The organism is Methylobacterium sp. J-078 (assembly GCF_022829285.1).
GTDB lineage: Bacteria > Pseudomonadota > Alphaproteobacteria > Rhizobiales > Beijerinckiaceae > Methylobacterium.
This window is the reverse complement of sequence record NZ_JAKSYI010000139.1, coordinates 15,234-31,357: the sequence shown is the minus strand read 5'-3', so window position 1 is coordinate 31,357 and position 16,124 is coordinate 15,234. Positions and strand designations below refer to the sequence as shown.

17 protein-coding genes and 1 pseudogene are annotated in these 16,124 nt (G+C 69.1%); 16 read left to right on the top strand and 2 right to left on the bottom strand.

Annotated features, from left to right (window positions below; genetic code table 11):
* Nucleotides 1–125, top strand: a pseudogene (locus MKK58_RS24515) (IS630 family transposase); the annotation flags it as partial.
* 12 nt (nt 126–137) lie between these two features.
* Here the strand turns inward: MKK58_RS24515 and MKK58_RS24510 are convergent.
* Both MKK58_RS24510 and MKK58_RS24505 read right to left on the bottom strand, forming a co-directional pair.
* A complete protein-coding gene (locus tag MKK58_RS24510) occupies nt 138–947 on the bottom strand; it encodes a trypsin-like peptidase domain-containing protein (protein ID WP_409565315.1) in 810 nt (269 codons plus the stop codon).
* A 64-nt stretch (nt 948–1,011) separates the two neighbouring features.
* Nucleotides 1,012–1,311: a hypothetical protein gene (locus tag MKK58_RS24505; RefSeq protein WP_243915576.1), complete on the bottom strand. Its 300-nt coding sequence runs from the start codon at nt 1,309–1,311 to the stop codon at nt 1,012–1,014.
* Nucleotides 1,312–1,694: 383 nt separating this feature from the next.
* On the opposite strand from MKK58_RS24505, the gene MKK58_RS24500 reads away from it, so the two are divergent.
* From MKK58_RS24500 to MKK58_RS24430, 15 genes are all read left to right on the top strand, one after another.
* Complete coding sequence (locus MKK58_RS24500) at nt 1,695–3,575, top strand: methanol/ethanol family PQQ-dependent dehydrogenase (protein ID WP_243915575.1); 1,881 nt, start codon at nt 1,695–1,697, stop codon at nt 3,573–3,575.
* Nucleotides 3,576–3,760: 185 nt separating this feature from the next.
* A complete protein-coding gene (moxJ, locus tag MKK58_RS24495; RefSeq protein ID WP_243915574.1) occupies nt 3,761–4,666 on the top strand; it encodes a methanol oxidation system protein MoxJ in 906 nt (301 codons plus the stop codon).
* A gap of 175 nt (nt 4,667–4,841) precedes the next feature.
* Entirely contained in the window at nt 4,842–5,435 is a 594-nt protein-coding gene (gene moxG / locus MKK58_RS24490) for a cytochrome c(L), periplasmic (RefSeq protein WP_243915573.1), read from the top strand.
* Nucleotides 5,436–5,527: 92 nt separating this feature from the next.
* Nucleotides 5,528–5,818 carry a methanol dehydrogenase [cytochrome c] subunit gene (locus tag MKK58_RS24485; RefSeq protein WP_243915572.1) on the top strand — a complete coding sequence of 97 codons (291 nt, stop codon included), beginning with the start codon at nt 5,528–5,530 and terminating at the stop codon, nt 5,816–5,818.
* A 127-nt stretch (nt 5,819–5,945) separates the two neighbouring features.
* A complete protein-coding gene (locus MKK58_RS24480) occupies nt 5,946–6,977 on the top strand; it encodes an AAA family ATPase (RefSeq protein WP_243915571.1) in 1,032 nt (343 codons plus the stop codon).
* Entirely contained in the window at nt 6,974–7,828 is an 855-nt protein-coding gene (locus tag MKK58_RS24475) for a DUF58 domain-containing protein (RefSeq protein WP_409565314.1), read from the top strand. Before MKK58_RS24480 ends, MKK58_RS24475 begins: the two co-directional genes overlap by 4 nt.
* Nucleotides 7,829–7,836: 8 nt before the next feature.
* Nucleotides 7,837–8,772 carry a nonribosomal peptide synthetase MxaA gene (locus tag MKK58_RS24470; RefSeq protein WP_243915570.1) on the top strand — a complete coding sequence of 312 codons (936 nt, stop codon included), beginning with the start codon at nt 7,837–7,839 and terminating at the stop codon, nt 8,770–8,772.
* Nucleotides 8,769–9,824 carry a vWA domain-containing protein gene (locus MKK58_RS24465; RefSeq protein ID WP_243915569.1) on the top strand — a complete coding sequence of 352 codons (1,056 nt, stop codon included), beginning with the start codon at nt 8,769–8,771 and terminating at the stop codon, nt 9,822–9,824. The genes MKK58_RS24470 and MKK58_RS24465 overlap by 4 nt, the downstream gene beginning before the upstream one ends.
* Entirely contained in the window at nt 9,821–10,465 is a 645-nt protein-coding gene (locus tag MKK58_RS24460; protein ID WP_243915568.1) for an MxaK protein, read from the top strand. Before MKK58_RS24465 ends, MKK58_RS24460 begins: the two co-directional genes overlap by 4 nt.
* Nucleotides 10,462–11,451, top strand: coding sequence for a vWA domain-containing protein (locus tag MKK58_RS24455; RefSeq protein ID WP_243915567.1), 990 nt, complete (start codon nt 10,462–10,464; stop codon nt 11,449–11,451). Before MKK58_RS24460 ends, MKK58_RS24455 begins: the two co-directional genes overlap by 4 nt.
* A gap of 3 nt (nt 11,452–11,454) precedes the next feature.
* Nucleotides 11,455–11,988 (top strand): SRPBCC family protein, encoded by a 534-nt coding sequence (locus MKK58_RS24450; protein WP_243915566.1) that lies wholly within the window; start codon nt 11,455–11,457, stop codon nt 11,986–11,988.
* The gene (locus MKK58_RS24445) at nt 11,985–12,959 is read left to right on the top strand and encodes a YncE family protein (RefSeq protein WP_243915565.1); all 975 of its coding nucleotides are present in this window, start codon (nt 11,985–11,987) and stop codon (nt 12,957–12,959) included. Before MKK58_RS24450 ends, MKK58_RS24445 begins: the two co-directional genes overlap by 4 nt.
* Nucleotides 12,956–13,468 carry a hypothetical protein gene (locus MKK58_RS24440; protein WP_243915564.1) on the top strand — a complete coding sequence of 171 codons (513 nt, stop codon included), beginning with the start codon at nt 12,956–12,958 and terminating at the stop codon, nt 13,466–13,468. Before MKK58_RS24445 ends, MKK58_RS24440 begins: the two co-directional genes overlap by 4 nt.
* A complete protein-coding gene (locus tag MKK58_RS24435; RefSeq protein WP_243915563.1) occupies nt 13,465–14,103 on the top strand; it encodes a response regulator transcription factor in 639 nt (212 codons plus the stop codon). The genes MKK58_RS24440 and MKK58_RS24435 overlap by 4 nt, the downstream gene beginning before the upstream one ends.
* 464 nt (nt 14,104–14,567) lie before the next feature.
* Nucleotides 14,568–16,094, top strand: coding sequence for a phytoene desaturase family protein (locus MKK58_RS24430; protein WP_243915562.1), 1,527 nt, complete (start codon nt 14,568–14,570; stop codon nt 16,092–16,094).
* The last annotated feature ends 30 nt before the right edge of the window (nt 16,095–16,124 follow it).

The window sequence follows — 16,124 nt, the reverse complement described above, 5'->3', positions numbered from 1 at the left end:
CCGCCCGCACCGTGCCCGACCTCTGGGACGCCATCCGGCACGCCTTCACCCGCTTCACCCCGGACGAATGCCGCAACTGCCTCACCGCCGCCGGATACGACACCGACTTGGCCGTCGCTACATAAGCGGGAACGGCTCTAGCGGACCGTCGGGTCGGCGGTGAGACGCGCGCGGATGGCATCCGTGAGCCCGCCCTCGAACATCAGAGCCGAGCCGTAATGGTATTCGCTGTCGAAGGCGCGGCGCGAGTTCATGGACAGGGAGGCGCTGTGCAGGGCGAGGAGGCGGCCCTCGGCGTCGAACAGTCCCGAGCCGGAGCCGCCATAGCCGTTGTTGCAATCGTGCCGGACGCGCCGGATCCCGTCTTCGCTCGGCGGGTCGATCCGGTGGATCGTGCAGGCCTCGAGGCTGCTCTGGCCAGGATAGTTCGCATGGCCGCCGGGTGAGACCATCGTGATCGGGATCGGTGTGGACCCGGTCGGCAGGTCGGGGGAGCCTGGCACCGGCTGAGGGCGAACGCCCTCGGCCGGCTCCGCCAGATCGACCAGTGCCCAGTCGTCCGTGATGTGGAGCGACATCGCCCCCGGCACGGTGCCGAGGCGCAGGGTCCCTGGGGCGAAGTCGTAGTTCCGGCCCCCGATCTGGAAGAAACAGTCGGCGATGTCGCGTGTCGGTTCGAGGTGCCGGCTGCGGAAGTTGTGGGCGTTCAGGACCACGAGGCGCGGGCTGCCGATCAGCCACGCGGCGGCCGCCTTCCGGGGAATGCCGTCCGCCCGGCAGTAGAGCACGCCGGCGCCGGGATAGCGCGCGTAATCCGCCCCCTCCAGTTCCCGCCGGGCGTCCTGCGGGTAGAGTGCCGCCCATCGCTGTGGGCCGTCCGCCCGACCCACACCACTCCAGCCGAGGCCAACGAGCCCGGCACCGGCGAGGGCGAGACGCCAAAGCACGATGCCGGCTCGGAATCGCGTCCGAGTCGACCGCATCGGTCCGCTGCTCCCCTGGCCCAAGCGCCTACTCGTCGGCGTTTTGGTGGACGGAGACGCAGATCTTGACGGCCTGCTCCAGCTTGGTGTCGCGCGGATTGCCGATATTGGCCGTCTCTTCGAGGCAGCGGACGAAGTAATCCCGGTCGAGTTGGGGCGACAGACTCGAGAACGCCTTCCCCATCCGAGCCGCGAAATCGACCTTGTCCGCGGTCGGGGTGCGCGACCAGCTTGCGACCGGATCGTCCAAGGTCAGCCGCGCGGCCTCCGCGTCCGATACGATGCCGACGGTGCAGCCTAAGAACAAAATAAGACGGCGGGTGATCATTGCAAAGCTCTTTCAGTTCAACTGAGCGTACCGGTGGGCAGCAACATCGTTCCACCCGTGCACGGCTGTCAATTCGCTTCGTCGATCCCAGGACAACTCCAGATCAGAACCTTGATAATTCCGAATTGCAGCATTCGGATTGCCGATTGATCCCGGTACAAAAATGCCAACTGACCGCAGACATCCTCAAAGACAAATGCTTTTATGAATAGCCAGCCGATCAGTAATAAAACTTTCATAAGAAGCATCACAACTCAAGATACTCTTATGAAAGTGACCTGTCTCTGAGTCAGATACAGAGGCTTGTCCTGAAACGGCGAAATCAAAGGCTGCGACGGACCGAACGGTCGAAGGACGCGGCCATCTGGGTAGGAGACGTTCGGATGAACAGGTTTCTGGCTTCGGTCTCGGTGATGGCGCTCGGCGCCCTGGCGCCGATGGGTCTACCAAGCATCGCCGCCGCGAACGACAAGCTCGTCGAGATGGCGAAGGACGACGCGAACTGGGTGATGCCCGGCAAGAACTACGACTCGGACAATTACAGTTCGCTCAAGCAGATCAACACCAGCAACGTGAAGGACCTGAAGGTGTCCTGGACGTTCTCCACCGGCCTTCTCAACGGCCATGAGGGCGCTCCGGTGGTGGTGGGCGGCAAGATGTACATCCACACCTCCTTCCCCAACAATACCTTCGCGCTGGGCCTCGACGATCCGGGCAAGATCCTCTGGCAGGACAAGCCCAAGCAGAATCCGGCCGCCCGTGCGGTGGCGTGCTGCGATCTCGTGAACCGCGGTCTCGCCTACTGGCCCGGCGACGGCAAGACGCCGGCGCTGATCCTCAAGACGCTGCTCGACGGCAACGTGATGGCGCTGAACGCCGAGACCGGCGAGACGGTCTGGAAGGTCGAGAACTCGGACATCAAGGTCGGCTCGACGCTGACGATCGCCCCCTACGTGGTCAAGGACAAGGTGATCATCGGCTCTTCGGGCGCCGAGCTCGGCGTGCGCGGCTACCTCACCGCCTACGACGTCAAGACCGGCGCCCAGGTCTGGCGCGCCTACGCCACCGGCCCGGACAAGGACCTGCTGCTGGCCGACGACTTCAATATCCGCAACGCCCATTACGGCCAGAAGGGCCTCGGCACCTCCACCTGGGAGGGCGATGCCTGGAAGATCGGCGGCGGCACGAACTGGGGCTGGTACGCCTACGATCCCGGCACCAACCTGATCTACTTCGGCACCGGCAACCCGGCGCCGTGGAACGAGACCATGCGTCCCGGCGACAACAAGTGGACCATGACCATCTTCGGCCGCGACGCCGATACGGGTGAAGCGAAGTTCGGCTACCAGAAGACCCCGCACGACGAGTGGGATTACGCCGGCGTCAACGTGATGATGCTGTCGAACCAGAAGGACAAGGACGGCAAGGACCGCAAGCTCCTGACCCACCCGGACCGCAACGGCATCGTCTATACCCTGGACCGGACCGACGGCTCGCTGGTCTCGGCCAACAAGATCGACGACACCGTCAACGTCTTCAAGTCGGTGGATCTCAAGACCGGCCAGCCGGTGCGCGATCCGGAATACGGCACCCGGATGGACCATCTCGGCAAGGACATCTGTCCGTCCGCGATGGGCTACCACAACCAGGGCCACGATTCCTATGACCCGGAGCGCAAGGCGTTCTTCATGGGCATCAACCACATCTGCATGGATTGGGAGCCCTTCATGCTTCCCTACCGCGCGGGTCAGTTCTTCGTCGGCGCGACGCTGAACATGTATCCCGGTCCGAAGGGCGACCGGCAGAACTACGAAGGTCTCGGCCAGATCAAGAGTTACAACGCTATCACCGGCGACTTCAAATGGGAGAAGATGGAGCGCTTCGCGGTCTGGGGCGGCACGACGGCCACCGCCGGCGGTCTGGTGTTCTACGGAACCCTCGACGGCTACATCAAGGCGCGCAACTCGGACAACGGGGACCTTCTCTGGAAGTTCAAGATGCCGTCCGGCGCGATCGGTTATCCGATCACCTACACCCATAAGGGTGATCAGTACGTCGCCATCTATTACGGCGTCGGTGGCTGGCCGGGCGTCGGCCTCGTCTTCGACCTTCAGGACCCGACCGCCGGCCTCGGCGCGGTGGGCGCGTTCAAGAAGCTTGCCAACTACACCCAGATGGGCGGCGGCGTGATGGTGTTCTCGCTGGGCGGCAAGGGCCCCTACGACGACCCGAACGTCGGCGAGTACCAGACGGCGGCCAAGTAGACCGTCCGGATCGAACGTCCCGCCGGCTTCGAGCCGGCGGGACACTCCGATCGCGAGCCGTCGGATCCGTTTCGCCCAATCTGCCGGACACGCCATGTCCCGGATCGGTGGGGACGATCCAAGCAACGTCCGCGATCGCCCGAATCCCAAGAAGACGCCGAACCCCAAGAAACGGAAACGCGCCCATGTCGCTTGTCAAAGGACGGTCGTTCATCAAAGGAGGCCCGTCCGTCGGCGGCCGCCGCAGGCCCGCGCTCTCCACCGCGGCTCTCCTCGCCCTCGGCAGCGTTTCGCTCGCGCAAGCCGCTCCGGTAGATGCGACATCCCCGCCCGACGACAAGATCCTGCGCGTCTGCGCCGCGAACCAGCCGCCGCTCTCGCTCAAGGACGGCAGCGGGCTCGAGAACCGTATCGTCTCCGCCGTCGCCGAGGCCATGGGGCGCAAGGCCGAGTTCGTCTGGTCCGAAAAGCCCGCGATCTACCTGGTGCGCGACAGCCTGGACAAGAAGCTCTGCGACGTCGTCGTTGGGCTCGACAGCGACGACCAGCGCGTGCTCACGACCAAACCCTATTACCGCAGCGGCTACGTGTTCATCACGCGCGCGGACCGGGATCTCGACGTCAAGTCCTGGGCCGATCCGCGCCTCAAGACCGTCGACCACATGGTGGTCGGCTTCGGCACGCCCGGCGAGGTCATGCTGAAGGATATCGGCCGCTACGAGGAGGACATGGCCTACCTCTACTCGCTGGTGAACTTCCGCGCCGCCCGTAACACCTATACGCAGATCGATCCGGCCCGAATGATCAGCGAGGTCGCCACCGGCAAGGCCGACGTGGCGGTCGCCTTCGGCCCGGACGTCGCCCGCTACGTGAAGGACTCGTCACAACCGCTGCGCATGACCCTGGTGCCCGACGACACCACGCGCAGCGACGGCCGTAAGATGCCGCAGAGCTTCGACCAGTCCATGGGCGTGCGGCGGGACGATGCCGCCCTGAAGGCCGCCCTCGATGCGGCGATCGTCAAGGCAAAGCCGAAGATCGAGGCGATCCTGAAGCAGGACGGCGTGCCCCTCGTCCCCGTCACCAACTGATCCGTCTCCCCCCACGATCGGCGCCGGAGACGTTTCGACACCCCCGCGCGGCACTCGTCCGAAGCCCGACGCGGCTGCGCCAAGATCCGCCCCGATCCCCTCGCCGGCGCCCCGATGGGCGCCCGGTCCAGCCCCACCCGGCCGCCCAGCCGTCCGGCGTCATCAGGTCGAATTCATGCGTGATTCCCACGGCATCCTGGCCATCTGCCTCAGCCTCGCCGCCGTCCTCGGCGGCGTCGCCGCCCTGGCGCAGCCCGCCGCCGGCCCCCAGACCGGCTTCGTCTTCCGCAACACGGTCACGGGCGAGCAACTCAACATGGCCGAAGGCAAGGAGGGCGGCCGCGACACCCCGGCGGTGAAGCAGTTCTTCCAGACGGGCAAGAACGCCTACATCGACGACAAGTCCTGCCTGCGCAACGGCGAGTCCCTCTTCGCCACCTCGTGTTCCGGCTGTCACGGCCACCTGGCCGAGGGCAAGCTCGGGCCGGGCCTCAACGACAATTACTGGACCTACCCGGCCAACACCGAGGACACCGGCCTCTTCGCCACGATCTTCGGCGGCGCCAACGGGATGATGGGCCCGCACAACGAGAACCTGACCCCCGACGAGATGCTCCAGGTCATCGCCTGGATCCGGCACCTCTATACCGGGCCGGTCCAGGATGCCGTCTGGCTCAACGACGCGCAGAAGAAGAATTACACGCCCTACAAGCAGGGCGAGACCTTCCCCAAGGACGTCAAGGGCCAGTGTCCCCCGCTGGCGGAGTGACGTTCGAGGAAGTCACGGCGCCATCCGTGAGCCACCACGGCGCTCAGCCGCAACAACGATCCCCCAACAAGCGATCGAACAAGGAGACGACCATGCGGACATTCATCACGGCCCTGGCGATCGGTGCGGGCGCGCTGCTCGCCCTCCCGGCACTCGCCTATGACGGCACCAAGTGCAAGGCGGCCGGCAATTGCTGGGAGCCCAAGCCCGGCTTCCCCGAGAAGATCGCGGGCACGAAGTACGATCCCAAGCACGACCCGAAGGAACTGAACAAGCAGTCCGAGTCGATCAAGGCGATGGAGGAGCGCAACAAGAAGCGCATCGAGGCCGCCAAGAAGACCGGCAAATTCGAATACGACGTCACCAAGCTGTCCTCGAACTGATCGGGCCGCCCGTCCCCTCGACGCGTCGGTCGCCCGTTCCGGACGCGACCGACGCCATGGCCGCGATCCGGCGGGACCCTTTCGGACGCGTCGTCCCGGGTCGCGGTCGTTCCCCAAGGCAGGCTTCATGAACCAGTTCCGCTCCGGCGACGCGATGCTCACCGATTGGCGCGAGGCGGCCGGCCGCTTCGAGGCGACGGTGGGCGCTGTCGTGCTCGGACAGGCCCGCGCGATCCGGCTCCTCACCATCGCGCTCTTCGCCCGCGGCCACGTGCTCCTCGAGGGCGATGTGGGTGTGGGCAAGACCACGCTGCTGCGTGCCGTGGCCCGGGCCCTCGGGGGCGCCTACGCCCGCGTCGAGGGCACCGTCGACATGATGCCCACCGACCTCGTCTACCACACCTACCTCGCGGAGGACGGCCGCCCCCGGGTCGAGCCCGGCCCGGTGCTGCGGCAATCCGAGGACCTGTCGATCTTCTTCTTCAACGAGATCAACCGGGCCCGGCCCCAGGTCCATGCGCTGCTCCTGCGCCTGATGGCCGAGCGCACCCTGACGGCGTTCAACCGCGAGTACCGGTTTCCCAATCTCCAGGTCTTCGCCGACCGCAACCGCGTGGAGCGCGAGGAGACCTTCGAGCTGCCGGCCGCCGCCCGCGACCGTTTCCTCATGGAGATCGGGCTGGAGGCGCCCCGCGACGCCGAGGCCCGCCGCGCCCTGGTCTTCGACCCGCGCTTCCACGACACCGACGCGCTGATCGCCGGGATCGACGGCGATGTCCTCGACCACGCCGCCCTGCCGGGCATCGCCGCCGCGATCCAGCACGGCATCCAGGCGAGCCCCGCCATTGAGGCCTACGTGATCGGCCTCTGGGCGGCGCTGGTGCGGCCGGGGGAGGCCGGCATCCGCCTGGCCGGCCTCGACATGGAGGCCCTGGTCCAGGGCGGGGCCTCCCCCCGCGGCGTCGCCTTCCTGGTCCGCGCCGCCCGCGTCCGCGCCTGGCTGGAGGGGCGGGACTGGATGGTGCCGGAGGATATCCGAGCGGTCTTCCCCGAGGTCATGGCGCACCGGGTCTTCCTGGAGCCGGTCTACGAGATGCGCCGGGCCGCGATCATGCCCGAGCTCTGCCGGGCCGTGTTCGAAACCGTGCCGGCGCCATGATGGACCCGAGCCAGCCCGACATCGTCTACCGCCCGCGCGGGCGCCTGCCCGGCACCCGCCCCGGCGCCCACCGGGGCCGCGAGGCCGGCGGCCTCGGCACGTTCCGCGACCAGGTGCCGTTCCTGAGGATGCCGGATGCCCGGCGCATCGACGTCCGCGCCACCCTGCGCGACCCCTTCGAGGGCACCTTCGTGCGCCGCTTCGAGGCGCGGACCCCGGTGGAGGTCTGGGCCCTCCTCGACCTCTCCGCCTCCATGCGCTTTACCGGCGAGGCCGATCGCATGGCCCTGGCCTCCGCCTTCTGCGCCGGCCTCGCCGCCTCGGCCACCCGGATCGGCGATGCCTTCGGGTTGATCGGCTGCGACGAGGGGGTACGGGAAGACGTATTCCTGGCGCCCAGCCGCGCCCCGACCCGGGCCGCCGAGGTCGCGCTGCGCCTCGCGGCCGCCGCCTGCTCCGGCCGGGGCGCGGGGGGCATGGTGGCGGCGACCCGCCGCCTCGCCGGGCGCCCGAAGATCGTGTTCCTCCTCTCCGATTTCCGCTGGCCGGAGGTGCTGATCGCCGAGGTCTTCGCGGCCCTGAGCCTGCACGACCTCGTTCCGGTGCTGCTCGGCGATGCCGCCGAGGCGGAGGGTTTGCCGAATTGGGGGCTGCTCGAACTCGACGACCTCGAAGGCGGCGGGCGCCGGTTGGTCCTCATGCGCCCCGCCCTGCGCCGCCGCTGGATCGCCCGCGAGGCCGAGCGGCTCGCGACCCTGCGGCACCTCGCGACGGCCCATGGCCGGCCGCCCTTCCGCCTCGCCGGCCGCTTCGATCCCGACGCGGTCAGCCGCCACTTCCTCGGCGCGTGAGGCGCACCATGCGCATCCGCTCCCTCGCCGCCCCCGCCCTGTTCCTGGCCGGCCTCGTCCTGTCCGGCCCGGCCGGGGCCCAGGTGCGGTCGGTCGAGGTCCGCACGCCGCGCCCGTTCGGCTACTTCCTCGGCGACCTCGTCCACGCCGACATCGACCTCGTGGTCGAGCCGGGCTTCCGGCTCCAGGCCGCGTCGCTGCCGAAGCCGGGGGCGCTGACCTACTGGCTCGACCTGCGCGACCTCGACGCGACGAGTGCCGTCGACGGCGACGCGCAGCGCGTGCGCCTCGCCCTCACCTACCAGACGTTCTACGCCGCCCTCGACGCCCGTGCCCTGGAGATCCCGGGTTTCACCGTCACCTTCGTCAGCGAGAGCGATCACGGCGCCACCACCTTGAAGGCCGAGGTGCCGGCCTGGTCGTTCAACGTCTCGCCCCTGCGCGAAGTCCAGCCGCCCGCCCGGGACGACCCGCGCGCCTACATGCGTCCCGACGGGCAGGTCGGCCCCGGCGATCCGCGACCCCTGCTCCTGGGCGCCGCCGGTTCCGCCGCCCTCGCCCTCGCGGCCTCGGTGGCCCTCGCCCGGGACCGGGCCTGGTGGCCGTTCCGGGTGAGGGCCGGGCGCCCGTTCGGCCGCGCGGCCCGCCGCATCCGCGCCCTGTCGCGCCGGCCGGACCCGACGCCCCACCACCGCGACGCGCTGCTGGCGCTCCACCACGCCCTCGACGCGGCCGCCGGCCGCCGACTGCTCGCCGACGATCTCGGCGACTTCCTCCAGGCCCATCCGGCCTATGCGGCCGAGGGTTCGTCCCTTGCCCGGTTCTTCGAGGCCTCCCGCCGGACCTTCTTCGGATCCGGCCCGGAGGCGGGCTTCGCGACGCTCGGCGTCGCTGACCTCGCCGCCCTGGCGCGTCGGCTCGCCCGCGCGGAGCGTGCCGCATGATCGGCGCGCTCGCCCGGCTCTCGGCCGACCGTCCGGCCCTGCTCCTTCTTCTGCCCCTGGCCCTCCTGCCGCTCCTGACCTCGGCCCAGCGCAGGGTCCCGGTGGCCGCCATCGCGGCGGCCCCGGCCGACGGTCCGTCGCGGGCGATCGGCGCGATCCTGCGTACCGCCGGGATCGTCGCCATCGCGGGCCTGATCCTCGCCCTGGCCGGCCCTTACCGCCGGGGCGAGACCCTGACGCGGACCGGGATCGGCGCCCAAGTCTCGATCCTGATCGACCGCTCGGGCAGCATGAACGAGACCTTCGCCGGGCGGCAGCCCTCCGGCGTGGAGGAATCGAAGGCCGCCGCGGCGCGCCGGCTGCTCGCGGCCTTCGTGGGGAGCCGGGCGCACGACCAGTTCGCGGTCACGGCCTTCTCGACGGCGCCCATGCTGGTGGTCCCGATGACCGACCGGCACGATGCCGTTCGGGCCGCCATCGCGGCCATCGACCGGCCCGGGCTCGACTACACCAACATCGCGCGCGGCCTCGCCATGGGGCTGTCGCAGTTCGGGCCGGCGAGCCCCGCCACCTCCCGCGCCCTCCTGCTGGTCTCGGACGGGGCGGCCGTGATCGATCCGCGCGTGCAGGACACCCTGCGCGCCGCCTTCGCCCGCCTGCGGCCGAACCTCTACTGGCTGTTCCTGCGCACGAAGGGCTCGCCCTCGATCTCGGACAAGCCGGCGGGCGAGGACACCCCGCAGGCCGCGCCCGAGCGCCATCTCGACCTGTTCTTCAAGAGCCTGCGCGTGCCCTACCGCGCCTTCGAGGCCGAGGGCGCCGAGGCGGTGGCCGAGGCCATCGCCCAGATCGATCGGCTGGAGCGCGACCCGATCCCCTACACCGAGCAGCGCCCGCGCCGGGATCTGGCGGGGTTCGCCTACGCCCTCAGCCTTGCCGGACTCGTGATCCTCGTCGCGGCCAAGCTCGGCGAGGCGGACCTGCGCCGGACCGGGGCGCCCGCCGCGCGCCCCCGGGCAGACGCGTCCGATCCCGCGAGGCTCGCCGCATGACGACGATCACGACCCTGCCCTGGCGCGCATCCCAACGCCCCGCTGCTGCCCGTCCCCGGACGCGTCGCGCCGCCTTGCGCGCCGGGTGGCGGCGGGCCCGTTCGCTCCTCCTCGCCCTGCTGCCGGTCCTGTTCGTCGTCGGTGCCCTCGGCTGTGGCTACGGCGCCTGGCGGATCGCGCGCGACAACGTCACCATCCGGGCGCTGGCCACGGGCCGGGACATCGCGATTCCGGTGGAGGCCGCCCCGTCCCTCCTCCTGGCGCGCGTGCAGTTCCTCGCCCGGCGCGGGGCCGTGGAGGCGATCGAACCCCTGATCGAGTCCCTCGAGCGGCAGGGCGCGGTCGAGCGCGCCGCCCGGGCCCGCTACGCCCTGGCCAACGCGCATCTGCGCCAGGCCTTCGACCACCTGGAGCGGGGCGACCTCGACCCGGCGGGCCCCCGCATCACCCTGGCGCGCCAGGAATATCGGCGGGCCCTCCAGGGCCGCCCGGATTACTGGGACGCCAAGTTCAACCTCGACGTCGCCTCGCGCCTCCTGCGCGATTTTCCCGATTTCGACCGCAAGTCCGGCGACGAACTGAAGGCCGAGCCGAAGAAGATCTGGACCGACATTCCCGGCCAGCCGCGAGGCGAGCCGTGACGCCGGGCGCCCTGATCGCCCGCAACCTGTCGGACGGCCGCCTGCGGCTCCTGGCCGGGGCCCTCGGGCTGGTGGCGCTGGCCCTCGTCGCCCGTCCGCTCGCGCTCACCCGCGACGGCGTCGCGATCCTGGCGATCGTCGACATCACCGGCAGCATGAACGTGCGCGACTACGCCGGGGCCGGCGGGGTGCCGGCGAGCCGCCTCGACACCGCGAAGGCGGCCCTGCGCGACCTCGTCGCCGGCCTGCCCTGCGGCTCGCGGGTGGCGCTCGGCCTCTTCACCGAGCGCCGGCCCTTCCTGCTGTTCGCCCCCATCGAGACCTGTTCCGGCTTCGCGCCCATCGACGGGGCGCTGGCGGCCATCGACTGGCGCATGGCCTGGGAGGGCGACAGCCGGATCTCCGCCGGCCTCTTCCGCAGCCTCGCCCTGGCGGAGGAACTCGGCACCGACCTCGTCTTCGTCTCGGACGGGCAGGAGGCCCCGCCCCTGCCGAGCCGCGGCGGGCCGGCCTTCGAGGGCAGGCCCGGTGCCGTGCGGGGTCTCATCGTGGGGGCGGGTGCTCCCGGTCTGTCGCCGATCCCGCGGCACGACGACCGGGGTCGCGAGACCGGCTTCTACGGGGCCGGCGACGTCCAGCAGGAGAACCGCTTCGGCCCGCCTCCCGCCGATGCCGAGCACCGCGAGGGCTACAACCCGCGCAACGCGCCCTTCGGCGCGGCGGCGGCCAGCGGCACCGAGCACCTGTCCTCGGTGCGCGAAGCCTACCTGCGCACGCTCGCCGCCGAGACCGGCCTGACCTACGCGCATCTCGACGGGCCCACCGGTCTCGGCGCCGCGCTGACCGCCGCCGCGACGCCGCGCCCGGTTCCGGGTCGCTTCGACCCGCGCCCCGCTCTCGGGGCGGCGGCGCTGCTCCTCGTGCTCGCGAGCTTCCTCGCGCCCCTGCTCCGCGCCCGCGGTATCCCGACCTGGAAGAAGGTTTGATCGATGCGTCTCGGTGTTCCCGCCCTCGTCCTGACCCTCCTCTCCGGGGCGGCCCTCGCCCACGGCCCGACGCCGCAGAAGGTCGACCAGAGCATCGTCATCAAGGCCAAGCCCGACGCCGTCTGGAAGGTGGTCGGCGATTTCGCCGGCATCGGTGCGTGGCACCCGGACGTCGCCCGGAGCGAGGGCAGCGGCGGCAGCGGGTCCGGCGGCCGGCGCAAGGTCACCCTCAAGGCGGGCGGCTCCCTGGATGAGGGGCTCGACGAGATGAACGCCGCCGGGCGGACCTATTCGTACCGGCTGTCCGACCCCGACCTGAAGGCGCTGCCGGTCTCGTCCTACTCGGCGACCCTCACGGTGTCTCCGGAGGGCGACGGCTCCAGGGTCGAGTGGCTCGGGCGGTTCTACCGGGGCGATACCGGCAACGAGCCGCCGGAGGACCTCAGCGACGAGGCCGGCCGCACCGCCATGAACCGCTACTTCGCGGACGGGCTCAAGGGGCTGAAGGCGAAAATCGAGGGGAACGCCGGTCCATGACGGGCACTCCGGTGATCGGACGCTTCGTCCTGGCCGCGCTGCTCGTCGGGCTCGGACTGGCACTCGGACCCAGCCCCGGTGCCGCCGCCGCGCGGACCGTGTACGTGGCGAGCCAGGGTGCCGGGACCCTGGTCGCCCTGGCACGCGATGCGACGGCGGCCGGCACGCCCCTCGCAGTCGGGCGCAGCCCCGCTCAGGTCGTGGCCGGCCCCGAAGGGCGGCTCTATCTCGCTCACCCCGATACGGGGACCGTCACGGTCGTCGATGGAGCCGGCGGATCGATCCGGCAGACCTTTTCCGTACCCGGTCAGCCCTTCGGCATCGCGGCCTCCCCCGATGGTGTGCACCTCTATGTCGGGGATTGGGCAGGCCACCGGGTGATGCGTCTGTCCGCCAGGACGGGCGCCGTCGAGGGGACGGTGGCAGTCGGCCGCGAGCCGGCCGGCCTCGTCCTCGATCGGGACGGAATACTCTACGTCGCCGACCGGGAGAGCCGACAGGTCAGCGTTGTCGACACCCGGACCATGACGCGCACAGCCACGATTTCGGTGGGTCAGGGGCCGTTCGCCCTGGCGCTGAACCCCGCCCAGGATCGTCTCTACATCGCCAACGTGCGCAGCGGCGACGTCAGCGTCATCGACACGGTCGCTCGCCGGGTCGTCGCGACCTTCACGGTGGGTGGCATGCCCTACGGGGTCGCCGTAAGTCCGGACGGTCGCCAGATCTTCGTCACCGACCAGCGCGCCGGCCATCTCGTGGTTCTCGATGCGGATGACGGGGCCCTGCGCGCGACCGTACCAGTCGGCCGCTACCCGGAAGGCGTCGTCATCACCGGGCATCAGGCCTACGTCGCCAACTGGTTCTCGGATTCCGTCTCCGTCATCGACCTGCGAAGCCTGCGCGAGACGGCCCGCATCGCCGTGCCCGACGGCCCCCGCAGCCTCGCGATCCTGACCGAGGACGAGCGATGAGGTTCCGCACAGAGCCGGCTCTCGTTCTCCTCCTGGTTCTGGGGGCCTGCGACGGCGGCGAGTCCGCGCAGGACACGGCCGTCGTGGCAACGAAGTCGGAGGCTGAGGTTTCGACGTGGCTATCGCCGACGGACGGGATGGAGCCGGCGGTTTGGCTCGCTCGGCGCGAACCCGGCCAGCCCGTGGCGAGTGCCGCCGCGCGAAGCGCTCACCTGCGCCACAGCCTCTCCCGGGCGAAGGAGATCTTCATCGAAGATCCGCGCATGATCGCCAACCGGACGGTACAGCTTGGACAGATGCTGGCCGAGGCCGGCGAGCCCGAGAGCTACGCGGATCTCCTTGAGGGCCTCGAAGGCGCGGCATCGCCGACGCATCGCAAGCAGCTCTACGGCGAGCTGTGCCAGCACTACTACAACAGCCGGCAACAGGGACTGGACCGGGCGCAGGCTCTTGCACGCCTCGCCGAACGCTATGCCGCGCAGCCGACCGCCCCGGATGTCGCCCCATGACATCCGGCGAGACGGGCATTCTCATCGCGGACGACCATCCCGTGATCCTGAGAGGTTTCCGGACCCTCATGGAGGATGCCGGTATGACGACGATCCATGAGGCAACCAGCATCGTGGAGGCCTATCGGGCCTTTTACCGGCAACGCCCGGGAATGGTCGTCGCCGATCTCACTTTCGGCGATCAGGGCTTGACCGGTCTGTCCCTGATCCGGCGCATTCGGACCCTGGAACGCAGAACCCGGATCCTCGCCTTCAGCATGCACGACGATCCGACGATCATCGCGCGTGCTCTGGAGAACGGGGCGACCGGCTATGTCCTTAAGGACGCGCCGGCTACGGAGTTCCTTCGGGCTTTCGACCAAGTCCGGCGCGGAAAGAGCTACCTCGATCACGACATCGCCCTTCGTGTGGCTATGCTGAACGCCACCACCGAACGATCGTCGACCTTAAATCTTTCGGAGCGGGAGCTACAGATCCTATCACTGATCAAGGACGGAAATTCCTATCAGGCCATCGCTGAAAAACTATCGATGAAGTACAAGACCGTCGTGAATTCGATTTCGGCAATTCGGCGAAAATCGGGCACCCATAGTTTTGCCGAGTTGATAAATTTCTCGATATCGATAAAGATTTGAATTCAATCTGAAAATATTAGATGAATGGATTCATTCTGTAAAAACAGAGTGGACTGGCAGTTTTGATCGACAATTCAGCAGCATGCGATTTTAAGCGCGAGGTCGCTGACGCTCGCAAATCAGCAGATCCGAACCTGCCCACACGCGCCGATTGATATGCAAGGACAGGAGCGAAATTTTCGACGCAGCGACGGGCGCCGCTCCACACTGATCGATGCTCGGCGATCGCAGGGAGCCGGGCCGTATCGGCTGCACCGGGAGGCACGCAGACAGTCCGAGCCGTCGCCCAGACCTCGCGCACCTCGATCCCGCGCGTGAATTCTCCCTCCGCGTCGCTGCATCTGGATGGTGCGAAGGCGGCGTCCGTGCGCGCCGCGACCGGTTAGCGCGTTGACCGCGCGGCCATCCGGTCTAGCTTCATGCGGGGTATGGGCTTTCGGACCGGCCCGGGGAGTGACACGAACATGCGGGCTGGGTCTTCGGTCGCCGTCGTCGGCGCAGGGTTGGGCGGCCTGGCGGCCGCCTGCGTGAGCGCCGCGCGGGGCCACAAAGTCACGCTCTACGACAAGAACGACTGGCTCGGGGGCAAGGCCGCTGTCCTGCACGAGGGCGGCTTCCGCTTCGACATGGGGCCGACGATCCTGACCGTGCCGAAGGTGCTGGAGCGCATCTTCCAGGAGGCCGGACGCGACATCCACGACTACCTGGACCTGCGCCGCCTCGATCCGCAATGGCGCTGCTTCTTCGACGACGACACCCGTCTCGACCTCATGGCCGACGTGCCCACCATGGCCGCCGACATGGAGCGCTTCGCCCCCGGAACCGGCGCCGGCGAGGGCTACAAGAAGTTCCTCGAGATCTCCGAGCACCTGCACGACGTCTCGAACAAGTTCTTCTTCTGGAAGCCTGTCGAGGACCTGTTCGACACGATCAACATCCGCGCCAACTTGAATCCCGGCACCCTGCGGGACGTGCTCTCCCTGCGCATGGGCACGTCCGTCGCCGGCACCATCCGCTCTAAGGTCAAGGACGCGCGTCTCGCGCAGATGCTCGACCACTTCGTGCAATATGTCGGCTCCTCGCCCTACGGCGCTCCGGCCGTGCTCTGCGCCATCGCACACATGCAGACGGCCGAAGGGGTCTGGTACCCGATGGGCGGCACCCGCGCGGTGGCCGAGGCCCTGACCAAGCTCGCCTCCGAGCTCGGCGCCACCCTGCGGCCCGGCGACGAGGTCACGGGCCTTTCCATCGAGAAGGGCACGGTCAAGGGCGTGAAGACCGCCTCCGGGATCACTCCGTTCGACGCCGTGATCTCGAACATGGATTCGGTGCGCACCTACCGCGAGCTCGTCGGCGGCGACGTCGGCAGATCTTATGAGAAGAAGAGCTTCGAGCCGGCCTGCTCCGGCGTGGTGCTCTATCTCGGGCTGAACAAGCGCTACGAGCACCTGAACCACCACGACTTCGTCTTCTCCCGCGATCCGGAGGAGGAGTTCGACTACATCTACCACAAGGGCGAGCCGGCCCCGGACCCGACCGCCTACCTCGCGGCCCCCGCCTCCACCGACCCGTCGGTGGCGCCCGAGGGGGGCGAGGCGCTCTACGTCCTGGTGCACACCCCCTATCTCAGGCCGCATCATGACTGGAAAAAAATGTTCCCGGCCTACCGGCAGGTCATCCTCGACAAGCTCAAGCGCACGGGCCACATGCCCGACCTCGAGGAGCGCATCGTCGTCGAGCGCCACCTCACCCCGCAGGACATCCACGAGCGCTACAAGGTGCTCAACGGCGCGATCTACGGGCTGGCCTCCCACGGCAAGTTTATGGGCGCCTTCAAGCCGGGCAACCGCTCGCGGCAGGTGCGCGGTCTCTACCTCGCGGGCGGGGCAGCCCACCCGGGTCCCGGCATGCCGATGGTGATGATGTCGGGCTGGATCGCGGCGGACGCCCTCGACACCGATGCCAGGGGCGAGGAGCGCGCCAGCGCCTGAAGGCCCGACGCGTGTCCCGCGAGAACGGCC

What these genes read in the sequence shown, in the direction of transcription:
- MKK58_RS24465 (WP_243915569.1), top strand. Translation starts at nt 8,769, where the DNA reads ATGATCGGCGCGCTCGCCCGGCTCTCGGCCGACCGTCCGGCCCTGCTC.
- MKK58_RS24430 (WP_243915562.1), top strand. Translation starts at nt 14,568, where the DNA reads ATGCGGGCTGGGTCTTCGGTCGCCGTCGTCGGCGCAGGGTTGGGCGGC.
- MKK58_RS24440 (WP_243915564.1), top strand. Translation starts at nt 12,956, where the DNA reads ATGAGGTTCCGCACAGAGCCGGCTCTCGTTCTCCTCCTGGTTCTGGGG.
- MKK58_RS24435 (WP_243915563.1), top strand. Translation starts at nt 13,465, where the DNA reads ATGACATCCGGCGAGACGGGCATTCTCATCGCGGACGACCATCCCGTG.
- MKK58_RS24480 (WP_243915571.1), top strand. Translation starts at nt 5,946, where the DNA reads ATGAACCAGTTCCGCTCCGGCGACGCGATGCTCACCGATTGGCGCGAG.
- MKK58_RS24445 (WP_243915565.1), top strand. Translation starts at nt 11,985, where the DNA reads ATGACGGGCACTCCGGTGATCGGACGCTTCGTCCTGGCCGCGCTGCTC.
- moxJ (WP_243915574.1), top strand. Translation starts at nt 3,761, where the DNA reads ATGTCGCTTGTCAAAGGACGGTCGTTCATCAAAGGAGGCCCGTCCGTC.
- MKK58_RS24475 (WP_409565314.1), top strand. Translation starts at nt 6,974, where the DNA reads ATGATGGACCCGAGCCAGCCCGACATCGTCTACCGCCCGCGCGGGCGC.
- moxG (WP_243915573.1), top strand. Translation starts at nt 4,842, where the DNA reads ATGCGTGATTCCCACGGCATCCTGGCCATCTGCCTCAGCCTCGCCGCC.
- MKK58_RS24485 (WP_243915572.1), top strand. Translation starts at nt 5,528, where the DNA reads ATGCGGACATTCATCACGGCCCTGGCGATCGGTGCGGGCGCGCTGCTC.
- MKK58_RS24470 (WP_243915570.1), top strand. Translation starts at nt 7,837, where the DNA reads ATGCGCATCCGCTCCCTCGCCGCCCCCGCCCTGTTCCTGGCCGGCCTC.
- MKK58_RS24450 (WP_243915566.1), top strand. Translation starts at nt 11,455, where the DNA reads ATGCGTCTCGGTGTTCCCGCCCTCGTCCTGACCCTCCTCTCCGGGGCG.
- MKK58_RS24500 (WP_243915575.1), top strand. Translation starts at nt 1,695, where the DNA reads ATGAACAGGTTTCTGGCTTCGGTCTCGGTGATGGCGCTCGGCGCCCTG.
- MKK58_RS24505 (WP_243915576.1), bottom strand. Translation starts at nt 1,311, where the DNA reads ATGATCACCCGCCGTCTTATTTTGTTCTTAGGCTGCACCGTCGGCATC.
- MKK58_RS24460 (WP_243915568.1), top strand. Translation starts at nt 9,821, where the DNA reads ATGACGACGATCACGACCCTGCCCTGGCGCGCATCCCAACGCCCCGCT.